Annotated in this window: 19 protein-coding genes; 9 read left to right on the top strand and 10 right to left on the bottom strand. The window is 66.8% G+C overall.

What is annotated here, in order from left to right:
- Nucleotides 1–33: 33 nt before the first annotated feature.
- On the bottom strand, nt 34–1,020 hold the full coding sequence (gene paaA / locus RS901_RS27905) for a 1,2-phenylacetyl-CoA epoxidase subunit PaaA (RefSeq protein WP_316153755.1): 987 nt from the start codon (nt 1,018–1,020) through the stop codon (nt 34–36).
- Between the two features lie 131 nt (nt 1,021–1,151).
- Between paaA and paaX the strand changes: the two genes are divergently transcribed.
- Nucleotides 1,152–2,093, top strand: coding sequence for a phenylacetic acid degradation operon negative regulatory protein PaaX (gene paaX, locus RS901_RS27900; RefSeq protein ID WP_316153754.1), 942 nt, complete (start codon nt 1,152–1,154; stop codon nt 2,091–2,093).
- A 41-nt stretch (nt 2,094–2,134) separates the two neighbouring features.
- Here paaX and RS901_RS27895 read toward each other — a convergent pair whose 3' ends face one another.
- Complete coding sequence (locus tag RS901_RS27895) at nt 2,135–3,151, bottom strand: 1-aminocyclopropane-1-carboxylate deaminase (protein ID WP_316153753.1); 1,017 nt, start codon at nt 3,149–3,151, stop codon at nt 2,135–2,137.
- A 192-nt stretch (nt 3,152–3,343) separates the two neighbouring features.
- Between RS901_RS27895 and RS901_RS27890 the strand changes: the two genes are divergently transcribed.
- On the top strand, nt 3,344–3,859 hold the full coding sequence (locus RS901_RS27890) for an Lrp/AsnC family transcriptional regulator (protein WP_316153752.1): 516 nt from the start codon (nt 3,344–3,346) through the stop codon (nt 3,857–3,859).
- A 150-nt stretch (nt 3,860–4,009) separates the two neighbouring features.
- Here RS901_RS27890 and RS901_RS27885 read toward each other — a convergent pair whose 3' ends face one another.
- Nucleotides 4,010–5,176, bottom strand: a complete 1,167-nt coding sequence (locus RS901_RS27885; RefSeq protein ID WP_013952984.1) for an acyl-CoA dehydrogenase family protein — start codon at nt 5,174–5,176, stop codon at nt 4,010–4,012.
- A gap of 255 nt (nt 5,177–5,431) precedes the next feature.
- Between RS901_RS27885 and RS901_RS27880 the strand changes: the two genes are divergently transcribed.
- The 6 genes from RS901_RS27880 to RS901_RS27855 all read left to right on the top strand — a co-directional run bounded on the left by RS901_RS27880 (nt 5,432) and on the right by RS901_RS27855 (nt 13,366).
- Nucleotides 5,432–6,736 (top strand): acetyl-CoA hydrolase/transferase family protein, encoded by a 1,305-nt coding sequence (locus RS901_RS27880; protein ID WP_316153751.1) that lies wholly within the window; start codon nt 5,432–5,434, stop codon nt 6,734–6,736.
- 41 nt (nt 6,737–6,777) lie between these two features.
- Complete coding sequence (locus RS901_RS27875; RefSeq protein WP_316153750.1) at nt 6,778–7,986, top strand: acetyl-CoA C-acetyltransferase; 1,209 nt, start codon at nt 6,778–6,780, stop codon at nt 7,984–7,986.
- 119 nt (nt 7,987–8,105) lie between these two features.
- Nucleotides 8,106–9,092 carry a tripartite tricarboxylate transporter substrate binding protein gene (locus tag RS901_RS27870; RefSeq protein WP_316153749.1) on the top strand — a complete coding sequence of 329 codons (987 nt, stop codon included), beginning with the start codon at nt 8,106–8,108 and terminating at the stop codon, nt 9,090–9,092.
- 52 nt (nt 9,093–9,144) lie between these two features.
- Nucleotides 9,145–10,302: an acyl-CoA dehydrogenase family protein gene (locus tag RS901_RS27865; protein ID WP_316153748.1), complete on the top strand. Its 1,158-nt coding sequence runs from the start codon at nt 9,145–9,147 to the stop codon at nt 10,300–10,302.
- A gap of 89 nt (nt 10,303–10,391) precedes the next feature.
- Nucleotides 10,392–11,690 (top strand): CaiB/BaiF CoA-transferase family protein, encoded by a 1,299-nt coding sequence (locus tag RS901_RS27860; RefSeq protein WP_316153747.1) that lies wholly within the window; start codon nt 10,392–10,394, stop codon nt 11,688–11,690.
- A 143-nt stretch (nt 11,691–11,833) separates the two neighbouring features.
- Nucleotides 11,834–13,366, top strand: coding sequence for a class I adenylate-forming enzyme family protein (locus RS901_RS27855; protein WP_316153746.1), 1,533 nt, complete (start codon nt 11,834–11,836; stop codon nt 13,364–13,366).
- Between the two features lie 14 nt (nt 13,367–13,380).
- Here the strand turns inward: RS901_RS27855 and RS901_RS27850 are convergent, their stop codons facing one another.
- From RS901_RS27850 to RS901_RS27830, 5 genes are all read right to left on the bottom strand, one after another.
- Nucleotides 13,381–14,283, bottom strand: coding sequence for a LysR substrate-binding domain-containing protein (locus RS901_RS27850; protein WP_316153745.1), 903 nt, complete (start codon nt 14,281–14,283; stop codon nt 13,381–13,383).
- Nucleotides 14,284–14,431: 148 nt separating this feature from the next.
- Nucleotides 14,432–15,028 (bottom strand): AraC family transcriptional regulator, encoded by a 597-nt coding sequence (locus tag RS901_RS27845; protein ID WP_316153744.1) that lies wholly within the window; start codon nt 15,026–15,028, stop codon nt 14,432–14,434.
- 239 nt (nt 15,029–15,267) lie between these two features.
- Nucleotides 15,268–17,442, bottom strand: coding sequence for a xanthine dehydrogenase family protein molybdopterin-binding subunit (locus RS901_RS27840; protein WP_316153743.1), 2,175 nt, complete (start codon nt 17,440–17,442; stop codon nt 15,268–15,270).
- Between the two features lie 9 nt (nt 17,443–17,451).
- Nucleotides 17,452–17,910, bottom strand: a complete 459-nt coding sequence (locus RS901_RS27835; RefSeq protein ID WP_316153742.1) for a (2Fe-2S)-binding protein — start codon at nt 17,908–17,910, stop codon at nt 17,452–17,454.
- Nucleotides 17,907–18,677, bottom strand: coding sequence for a hypothetical protein (locus tag RS901_RS27830; protein ID WP_316153741.1), 771 nt, complete (start codon nt 18,675–18,677; stop codon nt 17,907–17,909). Before RS901_RS27830 ends, RS901_RS27835 begins: the two co-directional genes overlap by 4 nt.
- A 226-nt stretch (nt 18,678–18,903) precedes the next feature.
- On the opposite strand from RS901_RS27830, the gene RS901_RS27825 reads away from it, so the two are divergent.
- On the top strand, nt 18,904–19,809 hold the full coding sequence (locus RS901_RS27825; protein ID WP_316157311.1) for an adenylate/guanylate cyclase domain-containing protein: 906 nt from the start codon (nt 18,904–18,906) through the stop codon (nt 19,807–19,809).
- Nucleotides 19,810–19,874: 65 nt separating this feature from the next.
- On the opposite strand, the gene RS901_RS27820 is transcribed toward RS901_RS27825, so the two are convergent.
- Both RS901_RS27820 and RS901_RS27815 read right to left on the bottom strand, forming a co-directional pair.
- On the bottom strand, nt 19,875–20,072 hold the full coding sequence (locus RS901_RS27820) for a hypothetical protein (RefSeq protein WP_316153740.1): 198 nt from the start codon (nt 20,070–20,072) through the stop codon (nt 19,875–19,877).
- Nucleotides 20,073–20,116: 44 nt separating this feature from the next.
- Entirely contained in the window at nt 20,117–22,891 is a 2,775-nt protein-coding gene (locus RS901_RS27815) for an ATP-dependent Clp protease ATP-binding subunit (protein ID WP_316153739.1), read from the bottom strand.
- Nucleotides 22,892–23,016: the final 125 nt, after the last annotated feature.

Below are 23,016 nucleotides of genomic sequence, written 5' to 3'. Positions count from 1 at the left end.
GTTGGATGGATGGCGGCGCCGGGCGCCGCGGGGTCAGGCGGCGGCGCGCTGCGCCTGCTTGTCGGCGTGGGTCACCAGGGCATCGCGGAACCACGCGCCCTCTTCCCAGGCCTTGACGCGGGTGCGCAGGCGGTCGCGGTTGCAGGGACCGTTGCCCTGGATGACGTTGTAGAACTCGGACCAGTCGATCTCGCCGAAGTCATAGTGGCCGCGCTCCTCGTTCCACTTCAGCTCGGGATCCGGAATCGCCAGGCCCAGGTACTCGGCCTGCGGCACGGTCTGGTCGACCATCTTCTGGCGCAGCTCGTCGTTGGAGAACAGCTTGATGCGCCATTGCATGGATTGCGCGCTGTTGGGCGAATCGCCGTCGGACGGGCCGAACATCATCAGCGCCGGCCACCACCAGCGGTTCAGCGCGCCCTGCGCCATCTGCTTCTGCTCGGGCGTGCCGTTGCACAGCGACAGCAGGATGTCGTAGCCCTGGCGCTGGTGGAAGGACTCTTCCTTGCACACACGCACCATGGCGCGCGCATACGGGCCGAACGAGCAGCGGCACAGCGGCACCTGGTTGATGATGGCCGAACCGTCGACCAGCCAGCCGATCATGCCGATATCGGCCCAGCTCAGCGTCGGGTAGTTGAAGATGCTGGAGTACTTGGCCTTGCCGGTGTGCAGGTCGCCCAGCATCTGGTCGCGCGACACGCCCAGCGTCTCAGCCGCGCTGTAGAGATACAGGCCATGGCCGGCCTCATCCTGGATCTTGGCCAGCAAGACTGCCTTGCGCTCCAGCGTCGGCGCGCGGGTGACCCAGTTGCCTTCCGGCAGTTGGCCCACGATCTCCGAATGCGCATGCTGCGAGATCTGGCGGACCAGGGTCTTGCGATAGGCCTCGGGCATCCAGTCCTTGGCCTCGATCTTGATCCCGGCATCCACGCGCGCCTGGAACTCGCGTTCCTGCGGCTCCATTTCTTCCATGGCGCGAAGCCTCGTCGCTCCTGTCTCCACCAGCTGTGCGTACATCCTTTGCTCCGCTCTTGGTTGCTCTGAATCGGGGTCTTGACCTGCATCAACATCGTCAGTTGCAATGGATGGTAGTGATACAATTTGATTCAATCAATCGGCGTTTGTGTATCACTTCAGGGGGCAGACCAATGGCGACGTCAGGCACCGATCCGGTTTCTCCGCGCGTGGCGCGGCTGGCACGCGGGCTGAAGCTGGGCGCCAATTCCATGCTGGTGACCTTGTTCGGCGATGTGGTGGCGCCGCGGCCCCAGGCAATCTGGCTGGGCAGCCTGATCCGGCTGGCGGCGCCGTTCGGCATCAATGACCGGCTGGTGCGCACCGCCACCTTTCGCCTGACCGCCGACGACTGGCTGGCCGCGACCAGGATCGGACGGCGCAGCTACTACGGGCTGTCAGAAGCCGGTTTGCAGCGTGTACTGCACGCCGGCAAGCGCATCTATGCGGGTGAGGCATCCGAATGGGACGGCCGCTGGACCCTGGTAATGGTGCGCGGTGACGTACGCGCCACGGTCCGGCAGAAGCTGAAGCGGGAATTACTGTGGGAGGGCTTCGGCGCCATCGCGCCAGGGGTGATGGCCCACCCCAATGCGGACCTCGCCTCGCTGCGCGAAATCATCCAGGCCGCACGCGCGCAGGACGATGTGGCGGTGATGGAGGCAAGCAGCCTTGAGGCGTTTTCCATCCGGCCACTGCAGGCGCTGATGCACCAGACCTTCAAGCTCGGCGACGTGGCCGCTGCCTGGCAGGCACTGCTGCGCCGTTTTACGCCGCTGGCCGAAGAGGCCGCCGGGCTTGCTCCGACCGATGCCTTCTTCGTGCGGACGCTGCTGGTGCACGAATACCGGCGCGTGCTGCTGCGCGACCCCAACCTGCCCGAGGCGATGCTGCCGCAAGACTGGCCCGGCCGCACCGCGCGCGGCTTGTGCCACACCCTGTATGGGGCACTGCTCGACGCAAGCGAAGACTACCTGCACCGCGTGGTGGAGGTGGCAGACGGTTCGCTGCAGGATGCCAACCAGAGCCTGCGCCTGCGCTTTGGGGCCGGCGCGCAGGCGGCCGGCCGCACTTAGCCGGGCAACGGGGTATCCCGGCTGCGAAACTGCGCACGGAATCACCCGTCCTTGAAGAGGAAGCTGTAGGCGTTCAGTGCCGGCACCCCGCCCAGGTGTGCGAACAGGACCTTCGATCCTTGCGGAAACTCGCCGCGACGGACCATGTCGATCATGCCCTGCATGGACTTGCCCTCATAGACCGGGTCGGTCATCATGCCCTCCAGCCTGGCGCTGAGGCGGATGGCTTCCAGGGTGCCCGCCGAAGGCAGGCCGTATTCAGGTCCGCCATAGCGGGTGTCCAGCACCACATCCGCTTCAGTGATGTCGCGGCCGAGGCCGACCAGCTCCGCGGTATGGCGTGCGATGCGCAGGATCTGCGCGCGCGTCGGTTCCGGCCTGGCCGATGCATCGATGCCGATGACGCGGTCCGCGCGGCCGTCCGCAGCGAATCCCACCACCATGCCCGCCTGGGTGCTGCCGGTGACCGAGCAGACGACGATGTAGTCGAACCTGAAGCCGAGTCCAGCTTCCTGCTCTCGCACTTCCTCGGCGAACCCTACGTAGCCGAGGCCGCCGAGCGGATGCTCCGAACAGCCGGCCGGAATCGGGTAAGGCTTCCCGCCCGCCTTGCGCACGCTCTCCATGGCATCTTCCCAGCTTGGGCGAATGCCGATGTCGAACCCTTCGCTGACCAGGCGCACATCGGCCCCCATGATGCGCGACATCTGGATGTTGCCCACGCGGTCATAGACCGCGTCTGAGTAGTTGACCCAGTTCTCCTGCACCAGCACGCACTTCAGCCCCAGGTGGGCCGCGATGGCGGCAACCTGGCGGGTGTGGTTCGACTGGATCCCACCGATCGAGACCAGCGTATCGGCGCCCTGCGCCAGGACGTCCGGAATGACGTATTCGAGCTTGCGCGTCTTGTTGCCGCCAAAGGCAAGGCCGCTGTTGCAGTCCTCGCGCTTGGCATAGAGCTCGACCTTGCCACCGAGGCTTTCGCTCAGCCGCGATAACGGATGGATCGGCGTCGGGCCGAAGGTCAGGGAATGACGCGGAAATTGCTTCAGGTTCATGACTGGCTCCAGGTTGTGGTTGGCATGCGGGCGCCCGGCAGCCGCAATGCCCGGCATTCGCACGGAAGCTGCGCGACGCCGCATCTGGAATCATCATAAGAAGGCTGAGACGAAAGGTGCTTGCAAAGATCTGCGACTTCTTGCACGATAAAAAGGCCGGAAGCACCACGAAATTCTCTTTATTCCGTAGAAATGACCACATCCAGAATAAAATTTCGTACGAAATCCGAGACCTCCCCGCAGCCCGCGCCGGTGCTGGATCGCACGGACAAGGCCATCCTCCGCGCCTTGCAGCGCGATGCGTCCATCTCCAACCTGGCCCTGGCGGGCAAGGTCAGCCTCAGCCCGCCCGCATGCCTGCGCCGCGTGGAACGCCTGAAAGCGGATGGCCTGATCCGCGGCGTCGTGGCGCTGCTGAACCCGGCTCCCCTGGACGCGGGGATGCTGGTCATCATCGGGGTCGTGCTGGACAGGTCCACGCCCGAGTCCTTCGCCGCCTTTGAGAAAGCGGCGCAGAAGGTATCAGGCTGCATGGAATGCCATGAAGTCACCGGCGAGTTCGACTACATCATGATGCTCAGGACGAAGGACAGCGAGAGCTTCAACCGCCTCCACGCGGAGCAGTTGCTCTATCTGCCGGGCGTGCGGCAGATTCGCTCGTTCATGGTGCTCAAGCAGGTGCTGTCGACGACGCAGTTTCCGATTTGAGGGTCGGCCTGGATCCAGCTGCGCGGACAAGGAGTGGAGACAGGGAGGGAAATTCGGGGCCTGGGACGAAGCAGTAACCCCGGGGCCGTTGCTGCCGGGGTTCCACCCGGCCAGCCCCTTGGGCATTGGGGCTGGCGCGCAGTTCACCGCTCAGAATGAGCGGGGCAGGCCCAGGACGTGTTCGGCGACGAAAGAGTAGATCAGGTTGGTGGAGATCGGTGCCACCTGGTACAGCCGCGTTTCCCGGAACTTGCGCTCCACGTCGTATTCGCAGGCAAAGCCGAAGCCGCCGTGGAACTGCAGGCAGGCGTTGCCGGCCTCCCAGCTGGCCTTGGCCGCCAGGTACTTGGCCATGTTGGCCTGGGCCCCCATGGGCTCGTGCTTGTCAAACAGCTCACAGGCTTTCCAGCGCATCAGGTTCGCCGCTTCCAGCTCGATAAAGGACTCGGCAATCGGGAACTGCACGCCCTGGTTCTGGCCGATGGGACGGCCGAAGACCTCGCGTTCCTTGACGTACTTGGTCACGCGGTCGATGAACCAATAGCCGTCGCCGATGCACTCGGCCGCGATCAGGGTGCGCTCGGCGTTCAGGCCATCGAGGATGTACTTGAAGCCCTTGCCCTCTTCACCGATCAGGTTTTCCTCGGGGATTTCCAGGTCCTCGAAGAACAGTTCATTGGTCTCGTGGTTGACCATATTGGGGATGGGGCGCACGGTCAGGCCCTTCTTCTGCGCCTCGTGCAGGTCCACCATGAAGATCGACATCCCTTCGCTCTTCTTCTTCACCTCGGCCAGCGGCGTGGTGCGCGCCAGCAGGATCATGAAGTCGCTGTGCTGGACGCGGCTGATCCAGACCTTCTGGCCGTTGATGACGTAGCGTCCGTCCTTCTTGACCGCCGAGGTCTTGATCTTGGTGGTGTCCGTGCCGGTGGTGGGCTCGGTCACGCCCATGGACTGCAGGCGCCATTCCCCCGAGGCAATCTTCGGCAGGTACTTGTCCTTCTGTGCCTTGGAGCCGTGCCGCAGCAGCGTGCCCATGTTGTACATCTGGCCGTGGCAGGCGCCGGAGTTGCCGCCACAGCGGTTGATCTCTTCCATGATGACCGAGGCTTCGGTCAGACCCAGGCCGGAACCGCCGTACTCCTGCGGAATCAGCGCCGCCAGCCAGCCCGCCGCGGTGAGCGCATTGACAAAGGCCTCGGGATAGGCGCGCTGCTCGTCCACCTTGCGGAAGTACTCATCGGGAAACTCGGCGCAAAGGGCGCGGATGGCGTCGCGGATTTCTTGGAAGTTGTTCGATTGGGTCTGTTCGATCATGGCGCTTGGCTTGCGTTCGGTCTCTGGCGGACGGCCGCCTCCTTGTGATAGCCGCAATGGTCGCGGCGTTCGGCCAGTTGGACAATCAGCCTTTCCGAAAGCGCGCCTTCCACCGGGGTTAAGTCCCGGCGGCGGTCAAGGCCTTTCGCTTTCGCCAAAGTCCACCATTGGCATTGTCAAATAGCGCAAACCCCGCTTTGGGGACATGCTCCGGGCTATCTGGCGCATGCGCCGACTGACCGCTGCCCCGTGGACATGCACACCCTCGCCTCCCGCCTGCAAGCCCTGATCCGCCCCGGAGACCACATCTGGTGGGGGCAAGCCACCGCCGAGCCGCTGACGCTGACGCGCGCGCTGGTGGAACACCGCCACGCCATCGCCCAGGGCGGACGGCTCAGTGTCTTTGTCGGCATCGGGCAGTCAGACACCCTGCAGCCGGCCCAGGCCGAAGTGCTCGACTTCTTCGGCTACGCCGCCAGCGGCCCGCACCGGCAACTGGCCAGGGCCGGCGTGCTGGACATCGTGCCCAGCCACTATTCGCACCTGCCCGGGCTGATCCGCCAGGGCACGCTGCGGGCGGACGTGGTGCTGGTGCAGGTCTCGCCCGCCGACGAGCAGGGGCGCCACAGTCTGGGGCTGGTGCATGAATACATCCCCGCGGCGCTCGACCGCGCCCGCGTCATCATTGCCGAGGTGAACCCGGAGGTGCCGTGGACCCACGGCAGCCGCTACCTGACCGCGGACGACATCGACCTGCAAGTCGAAGCGCTGCACCCGCCGATCAGCCTTGACCGAAGCGCGCCCGGCCCGGCCGAACAGGCCATTGCCCGCCACATCGCCGGCTGGGTGGAGGATGGCGCTACCCTGCAGATGGGCATCGGCAACCTCCCTGAGGCGGTGGTGGCTGCGCTGCATGGCCACCGCGACCTGGGGCTGCACAGTGGCGCGATCGGCGACGGCATTGCGGCGCTGGCCGAAGCCGGGGTGCTGACCAACGCACGCAAGAGCATCGATACGGGCGTGGGCATCGCCGGCATCCTGATGGGCAGCGAACGGCTGCGGCGCTGGGCCCACCGCAATCCGCAGCTGCAGTTGCGCGAGACCGCCTATACCCATCACCCCGAGGTGCTGGCCAGCGTCGACAAGCTGACCGCCATCAACTCCGCCATCGAGGTCGACCTCACCGGCCAGGTGAACGCCGAAGTCGCCGCCGGCGTCTATGTCGGCGCCGTAGGCGGTGCCGTGGACTTCCTGCGCGGCGCCGCGCGCAGCCGCGGCGGCCTGCCCATCGTCGCGCTGCCGGCGACCGCCAAGGGCGCGAGCCGCATCGTGGCGCAGTTGTCCGGCCCGGTCAGCACGCCCCGCTCGGACGCGGGCCTGATCGTCACCGAACACGGCGTGGCCGACCTGCGCGGCCAGACGCTGTCGCAGCGCGTGCGCCGCATGCTGGACATTGCCGCCCCCGAACACCGCGAGGACCTGGAGCGCCAGGCCCACGCCCTGCTGCGCCAGTGCGGCGCGGCCTTCGTGGCCCTTCCCGGGCACTCGCTGACCGACTGACCTATTTGCTCACCCCAACACAGAGTTCCAAGGAGACTTCCATGCGCAGAGCTGCAATCGTCACTCCCCTCCGCACGCCCGTCGGCACCTTCGGCGGCAGCCTGCGCCCGGTGCCCGTCGAGGAACTGGCCGCCACCGCCGTGCGCGCCGTGGTGGAACGCAGCGGCATCGATCCCGCGCGTATCGATGACGTGGTCTTTGCCCAGTCCTACGCCAACAGCGAAGTGCCCTGCGTCGGCCGCTGGGCCGCGCTGCAGGCCGGCCTGCCGGTCGAGGTGCCGGGCATGCAGCTGGACCGCCGCTGCGGCGGCGGCCTGCAGGCCATCGTCACGGCCTCGATGATGGTGCAAAGCGGCGCCGCCGACGTGGTAATCGCGGGCGGCGTCGAGAGCATGAGCAATATCGAGTACTACACCACCGACATGCGCTGGGGCGCGCGCTCGGGCAATGTGCGCTTCTTCGACCGCCTCGACCGCGGCCGTGAACGCTCCCAGCCGGTCGAGCGCTTCGGCAAGATCTCCGGGATGATCGAGACGGCCGAGAACCTGGCGCGCGACTACGGCATCAGCCGTGAACAGGCCGATGTCTTCGCCGCCCGCAGCCACGCACGCGCCGCGGCAGCCTGGGAGGCCGGCCGCTTCGATGCCGAGGTCGTGCCCGTGCAGGTGCCCCAGCGCAAGGGCGATCCGGTGCGGTTCACGCGCGACGAAGGCTTCCGCCCCGATACCACGCGTGAAAGCCTGGGCAAGCTGCGCACGCTGATGCCGAACGGTACCGTCACCGCCGGCAACGCCAGCCAGCAGAACGACGCCTCGGCCGCCTGCCTGATCGTGGCCGAAGACAAGCTGGCTGAACTGGGCCTCACCCCCATGGCCTCGCTGGTGGGCTGGGCGGCGGCCGGCTGCGAGCCCTCGCACATGGGCATCGGCCCGGTGCCCGCGGTGAAGAAACTGCTGGCGCGCCTGAAACTGACGCTGGACCAGATGGACCTGGTCGAGCTGAATGAAGCCTTCGCCTGCCAGGTGCTGGCGGTGCTCAAGGGCTGGGAATGGCATGACCAGGACGCGATCGAGCAGAAGCTCAACGTGAACGGCTCGGGGATCTCGCTGGGCCATCCGATCGGCGCCACCGGCGTGCGCATCCTGGCCACGCTGCTGCACGAACTGCAGCGCCGCGGCGGCCGCTATGGCCTGGAAACCATGTGCATCGGCGGCGGCCAGGGCATCGCCGCGGTCTTCGAACGCTACTGAGAAGACCCACTGCATTCACCGCACAGCCCCCGTGCGCGACGGCGGGGGCGGCGCCCGCCTTTAGCCTTTTGCTTTTCGGCTTTTGCCATCGGCTCTTTGCTTTACGTAGGAGAAGTATCTTGATTTCCACCTCACGCCGCCACGCCATGCTGGCCGCCCTGGCCCTGTGCGGCGCAACGCTGGCCACTCCCCCTGCCTCGGCGCAGCCCAACGGCCAGCCGGTGCGTCTCGTGGTCGGCTACGCGGCCGGCGGCCCCGCCGACCAGGCCGCGCGCCTGTTTGCCGTGGCGTTGGGAAAGGCGCTCAACGCCAACGTCATCGTCGACAACAAGCCCGGCGCCAATGCCACGCTGGCCGGCTATGAAGTGGTCCGCGCCAAGCCCGACGGCGCCACGCTGTGGTTCGCAGCCAGCGCGGCGCTGACGGTCGCGCCCAACATCATGAAGAGCCTGCCATACGACCCGGCGAAGGATCTCGCCCCGGTGGCACCGGTGGCACGCTACTACAACATGCTGGTGGCCAACGTCAAAGAGCCGTTCAAGGGCACCCAGGACCTGGTTGCCTATGCCAAGGCGCATCCCGGCAAGCTCAGCTACGGCTCCTCGGGCGTCGGCAGCTCCAACCACGTCGCCATGGCCCTGTTCGCCCGGCAGGCGCAAGTGGAGCTGAACCATATTCCCTACAAGGGCAATGCCCCGGCCATGACCGACACCATCGGCGGCCAGATCGACGTGATGTTCGACATCATCAGCACCGCCAGCGGCTATGTGCAGAGCGGCAAGGTCAAGCCCATCGCCGTGGGCTCGCCCAAGCGCAGTGCATCGCTGCCCGGCGTGCCCACCTTCCGCGAATCCGGGATTGCCGGCCTCAAGGAATACGAAGCCGGCGGCTGGTACGCCATCTACGCTCCCAGGGGCGTAACCCCCGAGCAAACCCAGAAGCTGGCCGCGGCAGTGCGGCAGGCCGTGGAAGACGCGGAGCTCAGGAAGCGCTATGCCGAACTGGGCTACGAACAGTGGAGCGGCACCACGCAGGACGTCGTGAACACCGCCGCGCGCGAGCGCACGCAGTGGGCCAGCGTGCTCAAGGGCGTGACGCTGGACTGATGGCCCCGCCACCCTCGAACGGACACCGACCCGACATCCAGGAAGAACTGACATGATCCGCGATAACGACATCCTCGAAGCCCTGCTCGACAGCGTGCGCCGCTTTGTGCGCGAACGCCTGGTTCCCGCCGAGGCGCTGGTCGCCGAGACCGACGAAATCCCGCAGGACATCGTGCAGGACATGCGCGAGATGGGCCTGTTCGGCATGACCATCCCCGAGCGCTTTGGCGGCCTGGAGCTGACCATGGAAGAGGAAGTGCGCGTGGTCATGGAGCTGTGCCAGACCTCGCCGGCCTTCCGCTCGCTGCTGGGCACCACTGTGGGCATCGGTTCGCAGGGCATCCTGATGGATGGCACGCCGGAGCAGCAGGCCGCCTGGCTGCCCCGCCTGGCCACCGGCGAGCTCCTGGCCTCGTTTGCCCTGACCGAACCGGAAGCCGGCTCGGACGCCGGCTCGCTGCGCACCACCGCGGTCAGGGATGGCGACCACTACGTGGTCAACGGCACCAAGCGCTTTATCACCAATGCGCCGCAGGCCGGCATGTTCACGCTGATGGCGCGTACCAATCCCGAAATCAAGGGTTCGGCCGGCGTCTCGGCATTTATCGTCGATGCCAAGACACCGGGCATCAGCTTCGGCAAGCGCGACGTGAAGATGGGACAGAAAGGCGCGCATACCTGCGACGTGATCTTCGATAACGTGCGCGTCCCGGCGGCCAACCTGATCGGCCTGAAGGAAGGCCAGGGCTTCAAGACGGCGATGAAGGTGCTCGACAAGGGCCGGCTGCACATTGCGGCGGTCAGCGTCGGGGTGGCCAGGCGCGTGCTGCGCGACGCGCTGAACTACGCACTGGAGCGCCAGCAGTTCGGCCAGCCGATCTGCGAGTTCCAGCTGATCCAGGCCATGCTGGCCGACAGCCAGGCCGAGCTTTATGCCGCCGAATGCATGGTGATCGACGCCGCGCGCCGCCGCGACGATGGCAAGAACGTCTCCACCGAGGCCTCGTGCTGCAAGATGTTCGCCACCGAAATGGTGGGCCGCGTGGCGGACCGCGCGGTGCAGATCCTTGGCGGTTCCGGCTATATTTCCGAGTTCGGCATCGAGCGCTTCTACCGCGATGTGCGCCTGTTCCGCCTGTATGAGGGCACCACGCAGATCCAGCAGGTCATCATCGCGCGCAACATGATCCGTGAAGCCCGCGGCGCCTAGGAACCCGCTCCAGGACGCCTGACCCAAGCCCACGCGCGACGCTGCTCGTCCCCAGGACGGGCAGCCTGCCTTGAGACCCCTGCCCTGACATGACAGATTCCACCGCTACGCCGGCCGCTGGCCTTCCTCCCCCCTCCCCCCGCACCGGCGCCCTGAGCCACCTGCGGGTGCTCGACCTCTCGCGCGTGCTGGCCGGGCCATGGTCCACCCAGAACCTGGCGGACATGGGCGCCGACGTGATCAAGATCGAAAAGCCCGGCGAAGGCGACGATACCCGCCACTGGGGGCCCCCGTTCCTCGCTGACGAGGCCGGCGCGCCGACCCGGCAGGCTTGCTATTTCACCGCCGCCAACCGCAACAAGCGCTCGGTCACGGTGGACATGGCCACGCCGCAGGGGCAGGAACTGATCCGCGAACTGGCCCGGCAGAGCGATGTGGTGGTGGAGAACTTCAAGACCGGCGGCCTCAGGCGCTACGGGCTGGACTATGACAGCCTGAGCGCGCTCAACCCGCGCCTGATCTACTGCTCGGTCACGGGGTTTGGCCACACCGGTCCCTACGCGGCGCGGCCCGGCTACGACCTGCTGATCCAGGCCATGAGCGGCCTGATGAGCATCACCGGCCACGCCGACGGCGAGCCTGGCGGCGGCCCGATGAAGGTGGGCGTGGCCGTGATCGACCTGTTCACCGGCATGTACGCCACCACCGCGATCCTGAGCGCGCTGGAGGCGCGCCACTTCACCGGCCGCGGCCAGCATATCGACATCGCTCTGCTGGATGTGGCGATGGCGGTGCTGGCCAACCAGGGCGCGGGCTTCCTGAACGCCGACGACGTCCCCCGGCGCCAGGGGAATATCCACCCCAGCGTGGTGCCCTACCAGGACTTCCCGACCGCCGACGGCAATATGCTGCTGGCCATCGGCAACGACGGGCAGTTCGCGCGCTTCTGCGACGCCGCGGGCGTGGACTGGGCGCGCGACGAGCGCTATGCCACCAACACCGGCCGCGTCAACAACCGCAAGACGCTGATCGCGATGATGATGGAGCTCACGCGCACCCGGTCCACGGCGGAATGGGTCACGCTGCTGGAAGCCAATTCCGTGCCTTGCGGCCCCATCAACAACATCGCCCAGGCCCACGCCGACCCCCATGTGCTGCACCGGGGCCTGCGCGTCGAGCAAGAGCGCTATCCGGGAGCCCAGCCGCCCGCCGGCGAGTCCGTGAACCAGGTGGTTACCGCGGCCAGCCCGCTGCGCCTGTCGGAGACGCCCCCGACGCTGCGCTATGCCCCGCCCGCGCTGGGCCAGCACACCGACGAGGTGCTGCGCGAGTACCTGAGGCTGAGCCCGCAGCAACTGGAAGCACTGCGCGCCAGGCGCGTGGTGTAAGGGGCCAGGCGGCTTTCGGCGGGCAAGAAATCCGCCTTTGCCGATTGCTGATTGCACCGTGCAACGGGCACACATACACTGGCGCCGTTCGGCTGGCATGCCGCCTTGCCGAACGGTTATTCCAGCACAAGGATTCCCGCGAGATGCCACCGGACCGAGACACCCCACCACGGATCAGCGACATCCCACGCCACTGGGCCGCCGAGACCCCCGGCCATGTGGCCGTCTTCGAGGAAGGCCGGACCACCACCTATGCGCAGCTGTGGGCGGGCATCGAGGATGCGCAGCGCTACCTGCAATCGCAGGGCGTCGGCACCGGCGATCGGGTGCTGATCACGGCCGAGAACTGCCTGGCGGTGATCACGCTGGTTTTCGCCTTGTCGGAGCTGGGCGCGTGGCCGGTCGTCGTCAACGCCCGCCTGTCGGAGCGCGAAATCGAGGTGATCCGCGCCCACTGCCAGCCGCGCCTGATGCTGTTCACCCACGCGGTGTCGCCCGATGCCCTGCGGCACGGCGTGCGCTGCCGGGCCAGGGAGATTGCCCCGGCCGGCCTCGGCCCGCTGATGGCAGGCGCTGTCGACGAGGCCGGCGAGCGCGAGCCTGAAGCGCTGGCGCGTGACGTCGCCGCGTTGATCTACACCTCCGGCACCACCGGACAGCCCAAGGGCGTGATGGTCACCCACCGAGGCTTGCTGCACTTTGCGCGCGTCACGGTGGCGTCGCGCCGCATGCGGGCAGACGACTGCGCCTATGCGGTCATGCCGATGTCGCATGTGTTCGGCCTGGGGACGCTGCTGGTGTCGACCCTGCAGGCTGGCGCCAGCCTGTACCTGAGCGCGCGCTTCAATGCCGCGGACGTCACCGCGGCGATCCGGCAGGGTGCGATCACGCTGCTGCAGGGCGTGCCGACGATGTTCAACCGCATCCTCGCCCATGTGCGGGCAACGGGCACGCCCCTGCAGCCTTCGCCACGGCTGCGCTATCTCTACACCGGCGGCGGGCCGCTTGATCCGACGCTCAAGCACGACGTCGAGGCGATGTTCGGCCAGCCGCTGCACCATGGCTACGGCATGACCGAATACGCCGGGTCGCTGTTCGTGACCCGCATGGACCGGCCGCGCACCGATTGCTCGGCGGGCGAGATCGTCGAAGGCGCAGAACTGCGGGTAGTCGGGCCGGAGGGCAAGCCGGTGCTGCAGGGGGAACCCGGCGAGCTATGGATCAGAGGGCCCGGCGTGATGCGCGGCTACTACCGCGCACCGGACCTGAGCGCCGAGGCCCTGCGGCCCGACGGCTGGCTCAGCACCGGCGACATCGGCCGGCTGGACCCGGACGGCGCGCTGTTTATCGTCGGCCGCACCAAGGACCTGATCATCCGCTCGGGCTTCAATGTCTACCCGATCGAAGTCGAATCGGTCATCAACACGCATCCGTCCGTGCGCGTGTCAGCCGTCATCGGGCAGCCGACCGCGGACGGCAACGAGGAAGTGATCGCCTTCGTCGAGATCAGGGATGGCGAGAAATTCGATGCGCCGGCGCTGCACGACTACCTGGTCGACCGCCTGTCGCCGTACAAGCGCCCGGAGCGGATCCTGCGCGTGGCCTCGATTCCCACCACCGCCAGCGGCAAGCTGCTGAAGCACCAGCTGCGGCAGATGCTGGCTGACAAGGCCTAGTCCACCAGGCGCCCTCAGTCCTGGCGCCCCAGGCCGTCCTCGACCAGCAGGTCCACCAGCTTGCGCGCAAACAGCGGCAAGGCGCCGAGGTCGGCCACGCATACCTGCAGCTTGCGCTCGGCCCATTCATCGTTGAGCTGGACGATGCGCAGCGCCATCGTCTTCGCATGGCGCCTGGCGGTAGTCTCCGGCAACACGCCGACGCCGACATTGGCCTCGATCATCCGGCAGGCGGTCTCGAAGTTGCTGACCTGCACGCGCCAGCGCAGCGTGCGCTGCAGGTCGGCCGCGGCCCGCATCAGGAAATTGTGGATCGCGCTGGCCTCGGGCAGGCCGATGAAGTCATAGTCCAGCGTATCGATGAAATCCACGCTGCCGCGCTCGGCCAGCGGATGGCTCAGCGCCGTGGCCAGCACCAGGCGGTCGCGCCGGTAAGGCATCACCTCCAGCCCTTCCGTGCGCACGTTGCCGGCAATGATGCCGATATCCACCATGCCCTCCTGCACCGCGCGCACGATATCCGGGCTCAGGCGCTCGTGCATGTCGATGGTCACGTCCGGATGGCTGACGAGATAACTGCGCAGCACCGCCGGCAGGAACTCGCTCATCGCGGTGGTGTTGGCGAACACGCGCACATGCCCTTTCACGCCCGCCGCGTATTCCTGCAGATCGCCGCTCAGTTGCTCCAGCTGACGCAGCACGCGGCGCGCGTGGGCGAGCAGGGTCTCCCCCGCCCCGGTCACCTTCACGCCCTGGCTGCTGCGGCTCAGCAGCTTGACGCCGACGTGTTCCTCGAGGTTCTTGATGCGCGTGCTGGCCGCGGCCAGCGACAGGTGTGAGCGTTGCGCACCGCCGGTCAGGCTCTGGGCCTCCGCAATATGCGTGAACAGTTTCAGGTCGACCAGATCAAAGCGCATGACATCATTCCGCAGCGTAGGCCCGGATTATCTCGCAAAGCGCGGCGCTCAGTACACACTGGCGGGCGCAATTTGCAGGGGCCGGCACCCCGCATCCGGGACCTGATCCCGGAAACGTGCGAACGCCAGGTAGATTTATGGGAACTAGTCAGGCGACCGAGCGCTGCCGCTGCGCTGCGCGCGCGACCGCCAACCGGCTGGCGGCTTCCATCGATAAGCCGAAGCGGTCGTAGAAAGCGCAGTCCAGATCACTGCTGGCTGGCCAGCCGATGCGCCGCCGGGCTTCGCCAATGCCGGCATCACCGGCCATGACCTCGAACAGCAACCGCATCAGCCGTTGCGTGCGGCACAGCTCGGTCAGCGCCGTGCCCTGCGAAAACAGCATGCGGCGCAGCTGTGCCGTGGACATGCCCAGCCGTTCCGCGATAAACGCAGCATTCCAGGCGTAATGGGGTTGCAGGAAGACCCGCTTGCAGATGCGGTGGTGCAGGCATTCCTGCTGCGCCGCGGGGATCATGCGCTGGATTTCGAGGGTGCACGCGGCCGGCTGAGTGCTGCTGCCATCCAGGTGCAGCGCAAAGGTTTCAAACGGTTCGATGGTGAGCTGCTGGCCCGGCAGCAGCAGACGCTCATAGCCGCGGCGCCTGAGCACCAGCCTGCCGTGGGCCGCAGAGACCGACAGCGGGAAGGCCAGCAACAGCTGCTGCAGGCTGACGTGCATGTGGGACTGCAGATGGACGTGCATGGTGGCTCGGGATGCGGACAGGATCAGACTGCATGATCGCCGCTAATCGGATTGCCCGCCTCTGCCATTTCCGAATGCACCGTTCACCGCCGCCGCATGGCCGTTCGTGCACGATGGCCACCTGCACTGGCGGGGTGTTTGCGCCCTCTCCCGCTTGCGGGAGGGGGTTGGGTGAGGGCAAATAGTTGCCGCCGATTCAATAGCAGCGGGCACCATCGCGCAATGCCGACGACCGAAGCTCACGCGGTGAACGGCAGGCTGCGATGCCGCTTGCCGGTGAGCGCCGCGACGGCATTAGCCAGTGCCGGCGCGATCGGCGGCACCGCGGTCTCGCCAATGCCGGTCGGCGGGTCGGCCGACGGCACGATATGCACCGCGATCTGCGACGGCAGGTCTGCGTGCGTGGCCAGGCGGTAGTCGTTCCAGTTGGCTTGCTGGACCACGCCATCCTTCAGCGTGATCTGCGCGCCGGGCAGCGTGGTGCCCAACCCCATCATCATGCCGCCCTGGACCTGCGCCTCGACCGTGCGCGGGTTGATCGGCATGTTGCAGTGGACGGCCGCGGTCACCCGGTGCACCACCGGCTGGTTGCCGCGCATCGAGGCCTCGACAATGTAGGCCACCACGGTGTCGAACGATTCATGCACCGCCACGCCCCAGGCACGCCCGGCCGCGAGGCGCCGCTTGCCGTAGCCCGAGCGCTCGACCGCCAGGTCCAGTGCCGCCAGGTGACGCTTGTGCTCACGCAGCAGCGTGCGGCGGTACGCCACCGGATCGATCCCGCCGGCGCGCGCCAGTTCATCGACCAGGGTCTCCATCACGTAGGCCGTGTGCGTGTGCCCCACCGAGCGCCACCACAGCACAGGCACGTTGACCTTGGGATGATGGATCTCGAGCGCGATCGGGAACGGATAAGCACTGTCGCTCACACCCTCGACCATGGTCGAGTCGACCCCGTTCTTCACGGTGAAGGCCTCGAACGGGGTGCCGCCGGTAATGGACTGGCCGACGATCACGTGCTTCCAGGCCAGCACCTTGCCCTTGCCGTCGTGGCCGATTTCAACGCGGTGCAGGTGCATCGGGCGGTAGTAGCCGCCGCGCACGTCGTCTTCGCGCGTCCAGATCATCTTGATCGGCTCGCGCCGCCCGGCCGCATAGCGCGCCTTGGCCACCTGCGCTGCCTCGAACAGGTAGTCGGACGTGGGCACGGCACGCCGGCCGAAGCCGCCGCCGGCCATCATGGTGTTGAACGTCACCTGTTCCGGCTTCAGGCCGAGCACGGCTGCGACATTGGCCTGGTCGACGGTCTGGAACTGCGAGCCGGCCCACACTGTGCATTGGTTGCCGCGAAAGTCGATGGTGCAGTTGAGCGGCTCCATCGGCGTGTGCGCCAGGTAGGGGAAGACATACTCGGCGGTAAGCTTGTGTGGCGCGGTGGCAAGCGCCGAAGTGTCCGCCGCCTTGGCCTGCACGCCGGGCCGCGCCGCCAGTTCGCGGTAGCGTGCCAGCAGTGCATCGCTGTCCGGCTTCTCGACACCGCTGGTGTCCCATTCCACCTGCAGCACCTCGCGCGCCGTACGCGCCGGCCAGAAACCATTGGCCACGATCGCCAAGCCGGTCGCGCCGCCGGCCAGCGGCACCTGATAGACCTCTTCCACGCCGGCGATGGCCTTGGCACGCGCGGGGTCGAAGCGCGCGACCCTGGCGCCGAACACCGGCGGATGCACCATGACCACGGTGCGCGTGCCGGGCAGCGCCATGTCGATGCCGAACTGCTGCCTGCCGGTGGACTTGTCGCGCGCATCGAGCCTGCCGGTGGGCTTGCCGATCAGCCTGAACTGCTGCGGCGACTTCAGCTGCACGCTCGCCGGCACCGGCTCGGCCAGGGCCGCGGCGGCCAGCTCGCCGTACGTGGCTCGGCGGCCGTCGGGCGCGGTCACTACGCCGGCCTCGGCCTTCAGCTGCCCGGCGGGCACCCCGAAGCGCCTGGCGGCCGCCCCGAGCAGCATGGCGCGCATGCGCGCGCCGACCTCGCGATACTGCGTCCACGAGTTCTTCATGCTGGTCGAGCCACCGACCATCTGGATATGGAACACCGGATCCTTATAGGCCTCGCCGGCCGGTGCCAGCTGGCAGCGCACCTTGCTCCAGTCCGCATCCAGTTCCTCGGCCACCAGCATCGGCAGTGCCGTCTGCACGCCCTGCCCGAATTCAAGCTTGCCGATCGTGACCATCACCGTGCCGTCGGCATCGATACTGACGAAGGCCGACGGCTGCACCGGCGCCGTGGGCTGCGCGGCCGCCTCCGTCTGCGCGCCAAGCGGAACGGCACAAAGCGCGAAGCCTGAGCCGACGCTCAGCTTCAGGAAGGTCCGCCGGTCGATGCCGCCGCTTGCCTGCTGCATGAGTCTCATGGCATCTCCTCAGCCGATAGCCTTGGCTGCATCCTTGACCGCGGCATGGATGCGCGCATAGGTGCCGCAGCGGCACAGGTTGGCGCTCATGGCCTGTTCGATGTCGGCATCGGTCGGGCGCCGGTTGGCCTTGAGCAGCGCCACCGCCGACATGACCTGGCCGCTCTGGCAATAGCCGCACTGCGTGACGTCGTTGCGCACCCAGGCCTCTTCGACCGCGCGCCCCACCTGGTCCTCGCCGATGCCCTCGATCGTGGTGAGCTGCCGGCCAGCAATGGACGACACCGGCGTCACGCACGCGCGGCGCTGCTGGCCATCGACATGGACCGTGCACGCGCCGCACACCGCGATGCCACAGCCGAACTTGGTGCCGGTCAGGCCCAGCGTGTCGCGCAGCACCCACAGCACCGGCGTGTCGCCGGGCACGTCGACCTGCTGGGTCTTGCCGTTCAGTTGAAAGGAGATCATGGCTGGCTCCCGTTGCTCGTGCCCTTCGTCTGGGTCAAGGCGCCCGATCCGGCAATCGCGCGCAGGTTCTTCAGCAATGCTTCGTCGGCTGCGGCGCGCGTGGGCCCGGCAGAGGTGCGCAGCGGCTCGCGCGTATCGCATGGCGCGCCATTGCGTATCCACTGGCGCACCTGCTCGTCGAACGCAGGCTTGTCCAGCGGCGGCAATTCACGCCCCGGCCCCGGTTGCCAGCCCCATGCCACCAGGTGGTCGGTCGCCATGTGTTCTTCGAGCATCGCCAGCGAACGGCCGCCATTGGTCCTAGTGTCGCGCAAGACCTTGCACAGCGCCGGCCCGGACAGGCCCAGCCATGACATCTTCATCTTCGCCGGCGGCATGTGCCAGCCCGGCTGGCCGTCGGTATCGAGCCCGGGCGGCGCATGCGCGAGCGGACTGTTCCGGGTGGCATGGCAGGTGGCGCATTGCAGCGGCGGCACGCCCTTGCCGTCGGCGCCACGCTGCACCGGTGGAAAGTGCACCCGTTTCGCATCGCCCTGGAGCGGGCCGTCCGGCACGTGGCAGTTCAGGCAGCGGGCATGCAGCAGCACACGTTCGATCTGCGCGAAGGCCTGCAGCCCGGCATTGCGGTCCGGCGTGGCGGACACCTGCGTGGGCTGGAAGGATCCGCCGGGCCCGGCAGCACAGGCAAGCGCCGGAAGCGTCAGGACAGACCCCGCCAGAAGCTGGCGAATCACGGCGGCGAGAGGGTTGCGGGCGTCATGCTTCACGGGGCCTCCTCCTTCACCGTCGTCGGCGTGCTAGATCGTTGTAGTGCCTGATGCGATCCCTGGCAAGGCTAAACGGCAGGAGAGGCTCGAGCTGCCCAGGTCGGCAAACAGCACTTTTCGAGAGGGTCACCAGCGCTGCAATGTCGCAATGAAGTTCTATCATGCAGACGAAGCGCACTGCCAATCGAAGGCATGGCGCGCTCCGACCAAACGGCCTGTGATGCATATGGACCAAGATTCGCGACAAGACGCGTCCGATGGATCGGTGATGTTCGCGGACGTCTGCGACAGCACCAGACTCTACGAGCAGGCCGGCGATGCAGTGGCGCTTGGCGCAATCCGCCAGTGCCTGGCGCTGATGAAGTCCCACTCCGCGGCCGCGCAAGGCCGGGTGGTGAAGACCATCGGTGACGAAATCATGGTGCTGTTTCCCGCCGCGGAAAATGCGATGCGGGCGGCACTGGACATGCAGGAGGCCGTCGCCGCGCTGCCGCCGATCATCGGCGCTCCGCTGGCGATCCATATCGGCTTTCACCATGGCCCGATCCTGTCGGACGAATCCGGCGACCTGTTCGGCGACACCGTGAACCTTGCCGCCCGACTGGCCAGCCTGGCGTCGCGGGGCCAGATCATCACCAGCAAGAACGCGGTGGAGCAACTGTCCGCAGGGCTGCGCCAGATGACACGCTACCTGTATCCGATACAGGTGCGCGGCAAGCACCAGGTGATCGAACTGTACGAAGCGATCTGGCAGCAGAGCATCGACCTGACCCTGGTGGCCCCGGTGGATCTTGCATTGGCCCGTTCGGCATTGCTCTCGCTACGGTATCGGGGAACCGTCTTCGAAATGAACACCGCCTCGCCGCCTGTCACCATCGGCCGGGACACGACCATGAGCATTGTGGTCACGGACCGGCAGGTGTCGAGATTCCAGGCCACGGTGGAGCCGCGCGGCGGCCGCTTTGTCCTGATCGACAGAAGCTCGAACGGCACCCACGTGAAGATCGATGGCGAAAACGCGCTCATCCTCCGTCGTGACGAAATCACGCTCAGGGGCCATGGCTGGATTACCTTTGCCCAGCCGAAAGAATGCATCGACGAAGGTATCGAGTTCTTTGTCGACGAGAAGTGATGCTGGCGGGAAGGAAGCCGCGCGGCCGCAACCCATCGGAGCAGGCCGCGGCCGCGCGTGGCGGGTTACCCTCCCAGCTCCTGAAAGGCGTGCCCGTTGGCTTCCAGCCCCTTCAACAAACCGGGTGGCAATGCGTTCTCCGGGACCGTCCCTTCAAGTTGCCACTCCTTTGCGTCGGCGAGGTCCTGAAGTCCTGCCCCCTTGCGCACATAGAGTCCCAGCGTCGGTTGCTGCAGATTGATGTAAAAGTCGTACTCCTGCATTTGCGAATCTCCCACGAAAGTCGTGATTGCCCTGGCTCGTGCGCTCAAGCGCTGGAGTCTCCTGATGCGACGGTGCTATCCGCCTTCTTGGGTGCAGCGCCCCTGGCGGCAGCTTTGCCTGCCTTCGGCTTCTTGACGGCCTCCATCTTCCTGAAGACCACGGCTTCGCTAGCCTTGTCGTAGCCGAGCTCGATGCTGTCGCCGGATTTCAGCTGGTCGCCGAGAATCTCCTTGGCCAGCCCGGTCTCGACCGACTGGCGGATCTGGCGCCGCAGCTCCCGCGCACCGAACTCAGGCTGGTATCCCACCTCGACCAGATGATCGACCAGGTCATCGTCGAGCTTGACCGTGATGTCCTGAGCGGCGGCGGTGCGCACCACGCGCTCCAGCTGGATCTGCACGATCGCGCGGATGTTCTCGCGCGACAGCGCATGGAACACGATGATGTCGTCGATGCGGTTCAGGAACTCGGGCCGGAAGTGCCCCTTCAGCACCTTCATCAGTGCCTCGCGCAAGTCCTTCTCGGACATGCGCTTGTCCTCGGGCTGCTCCAGGTTATCCATGATGAACGGCGCGCCCAGGTTGCTGGTGGCGATGATGACGGTGTTGCTGAAGTCCACCACGCGGCCCTTGCCGTCGGTCAAGCGGCCATCGTCAAACACCTGCAGCAGCACGTTGTTCACGTCCGGGTGGGCCTTCTCGATTTCATCCAGCAGGATCACGCTATAGGGCTTGCGCCGCACGCGTTCGGTCAGCTGCCCGCCTTCGTCGTAGCCGACATAGCCCGGGGGCGCGCCGATCAGCCGGGCCACCGCATGGCGCTCCATGTACTCGGACATGTCGATGCGGATAATGGCCTGCTCGTCGCCGAACACGGTTTCCGCCAGGGCCTTGGCCAGCTCGGTCTTGCCGACGCCGGTCGGCCCGAGGAAGAGGAAGGTCGCGATCGGGCGGTTGGCCTGCCCCAGACCCGCCCGCGACAAGCGCACCGCGTCGCTGACCGCGACCACCGCGTCCTCCTGCCCCACCACCCGCTCGCGCAGCCGCGCTTCCATCTTCAGCAGCTTCTGGCGCTCTTCCTGGGTCAGGTCGGTCACCGGAATGCCGGTCAGGCGCGACACCACTTCGGCGATGGCCGCGACCGTCACCTCCAGGGTCTCCGACCCGGTCTTGCGCTGCCACGCCTCGGTCAGCTCATCAAGCCGCTTCTGCTTGTCGTTGATGCGGTCCTCGAAGCCCTTGGCCTCGTCAAAGCGCTTGCGCGACGACGCATAGTCCTGCTCGCGCTTGAGCTGGGCGATCTCGGCCTCCAGTTCCTGGATATGCGCGGGACGCGAGGTGGCGCCGATGCGCACGCGCGCCGCGGCCTGGTCGATCAGGTCGATGGCCTTGTCCGGCAGGAAGCGCGAGGTGATGTAGCGGTCCGACAGTTCCGCCGCGGCCACAAAGGCATCGTCGGCGAAGGTGACCTGGTGGTGCGCCTCCAGCTTGTCGCGCAGGCCGCGCAGGATGACGATGGTCTGCTCGACGGTTGGCTCCGGCACCAGCACCGGCTGGAAGCGCCGCTCCAGCGCCGCGTCTTTCTCGATGTACTTCTGGTATTCGTTCAGCGTGGTGGCGCCAATCAGGCTCAGTTCGCCGCGCGCCAGCGCGGGCTTGAGCACGTTGGCGATATCGAGGCCGCCCTCGCCGCCGCCCTGCCCCGCGCCGACGATGGTGTGCAGTTCGTCGATAAACAGGATCAGCTCGTCGTTCTTGGCGGTCACCTCGTCAATCAGTTGCTTGGCACGCTCCTCGAACTCGCCGCGGTACTTGGCCCCGGCCACCATTGAATTGATATTCACCTCAACCAGGCGCTTGCCGCGCAGCACCTCCGGCACATCGCCATTGACGATGCGCTGCGCCAGGCCTTCCACGATCGCGGTCTTGCCCACGCCCGGCTCGCCGATCAGCACCGGGTTATTCTTCTTTCGCCGCGCCAGCACCTCGATCGTGCTCTCGATCTCCTGCGCGCGGCCCAGCACCGGATCGAGCTTGCCCTGCCGCGCAATCGCGGTCAGGTCGCGTCCGAACTTGTCCAGCGTGGGCGTGCCGGTCGGCGTATCGACGCGGCCATCCTCGGCGCCCTTGCCGACCACCTTCACCACCTTCTGGCGCAGTGCCTCGGGGGTCACGCCGTACTTTTTCAGCAGCGTCCCGGCAATACTGTCCGGCACCGAGGCCAGGCCGATCAGCAGGTGCTCGGGTCCAACGTAGGAATGCCCCAGGTCGCGCGAGGCCTGGAAGGAAAACTGGAAGGCCTTCTTCAGCCGCGGCGAGATCGTCATCCGGTCGATGGCAGCGTCGGGCTCGGCGGTTCCGGTCTGCGCATGCTCGTCGATATAGCCCTTGATGTCCTGCGGCGAGAGCTTGAGTTCCTTGAGCAGCGCCGTGCAGACATCGGTATCGGCGAGCACGTAGAGCAGATGCTCGGTGTCGAGTTCATTGCGCCGCAGCTCGTGGGCCTTCTCCGCGGCGCGTTGCAGCAGCTCCATGGTCTGCTCGCTGAAGGCATCGGTGGGGTCGACGGATTCGCGCGGGACTTCGGTGGAGAACCCGGGATGCTCGTCGTCATCCATCCCGCCTCCCATTCCGCGGAAGAAACGGGACAGGCCGCCACCGCCCAGCAGGGAATCGAACGGGTTGAGCATGTCCTGGTGGCGCAGCAGTTGCCGGTAGTCGTAGTCGCAGATCGACATCGTCTTGCGCTCGCCGTCCTGAACCACGGTCACCCGCGCCACGGCGGGACGTGCATTGCAGATTTCGCATAGGGTCGGCATGATGGACTTTCCTCCACAGGTAGGTCGCATTGCTTCAACAGAGGGCCGTTACGCGCGGGAGCCCGCGCGCAACGGCGCTGGAACGCGGGCATGAGCCGTGCTTACGTGATGGTGGGTTGGCCTGC

Origin of the sequence: Cupriavidus sp. BIC8F (assembly GCF_032465815.1) — a bacterium.
In the GTDB taxonomy this organism is placed as follows: Bacteria; Pseudomonadota; Gammaproteobacteria; order Burkholderiales; family Burkholderiaceae; genus Cupriavidus; species Cupriavidus necator.
Note: the sequence above shows the minus strand (reverse complement) of the source record. Positions and strands in the feature narration are given on the sequence as shown.

Bases quoted from the DNA above. Each gene is read 5' to 3' on its own strand.
- paaA (WP_316153755.1), bottom strand. From the start codon at position 1,020: ATGTACGCACAGCTGGTGGAGACAGGAGCGACGAGGCTTCGCGCCATG.
- paaX (WP_316153754.1), top strand. From the start codon at position 1,152: ATGGCGACGTCAGGCACCGATCCGGTTTCTCCGCGCGTGGCGCGGCTG.
- RS901_RS27895 (WP_316153753.1), bottom strand. From the start codon at position 3,151: ATGAACCTGAAGCAATTTCCGCGTCATTCCCTGACCTTCGGCCCGACG.
- RS901_RS27890 (WP_316153752.1), top strand. From the start codon at position 3,344: ATGACCACATCCAGAATAAAATTTCGTACGAAATCCGAGACCTCCCCG.
- RS901_RS27885 (WP_013952984.1), bottom strand. From the start codon at position 5,176: ATGATCGAACAGACCCAATCGAACAACTTCCAAGAAATCCGCGACGCC.
- RS901_RS27880 (WP_316153751.1), top strand. From the start codon at position 5,432: ATGCACACCCTCGCCTCCCGCCTGCAAGCCCTGATCCGCCCCGGAGAC.
- RS901_RS27875 (WP_316153750.1), top strand. From the start codon at position 6,778: ATGCGCAGAGCTGCAATCGTCACTCCCCTCCGCACGCCCGTCGGCACC.
- RS901_RS27865 (WP_316153748.1), top strand. From the start codon at position 9,145: ATGATCCGCGATAACGACATCCTCGAAGCCCTGCTCGACAGCGTGCGC.
- RS901_RS27860 (WP_316153747.1), top strand. From the start codon at position 10,392: ATGACAGATTCCACCGCTACGCCGGCCGCTGGCCTTCCTCCCCCCTCC.
- RS901_RS27855 (WP_316153746.1), top strand. From the start codon at position 11,834: ATGCCACCGGACCGAGACACCCCACCACGGATCAGCGACATCCCACGC.
- RS901_RS27850 (WP_316153745.1), bottom strand. From the start codon at position 14,283: ATGCGCTTTGATCTGGTCGACCTGAAACTGTTCACGCATATTGCGGAG.
- RS901_RS27845 (WP_316153744.1), bottom strand. From the start codon at position 15,028: ATGCACGTCCATCTGCAGTCCCACATGCACGTCAGCCTGCAGCAGCTG.
- RS901_RS27840 (WP_316153743.1), bottom strand. From the start codon at position 17,442: ATGAGACTCATGCAGCAGGCAAGCGGCGGCATCGACCGGCGGACCTTC.
- RS901_RS27835 (WP_316153742.1), bottom strand. From the start codon at position 17,910: ATGATCTCCTTTCAACTGAACGGCAAGACCCAGCAGGTCGACGTGCCC.
- RS901_RS27825 (WP_316157311.1), top strand. From the start codon at position 18,904: ATGGACCAAGATTCGCGACAAGACGCGTCCGATGGATCGGTGATGTTC.
- RS901_RS27820 (WP_316153740.1), bottom strand. From the start codon at position 20,072: ATGCAGGAGTACGACTTTTACATCAATCTGCAGCAACCGACGCTGGGA.
- RS901_RS27815 (WP_316153739.1), bottom strand. From the start codon at position 22,891: ATGCCGACCCTATGCGAAATCTGCAATGCACGTCCCGCCGTGGCGCGG.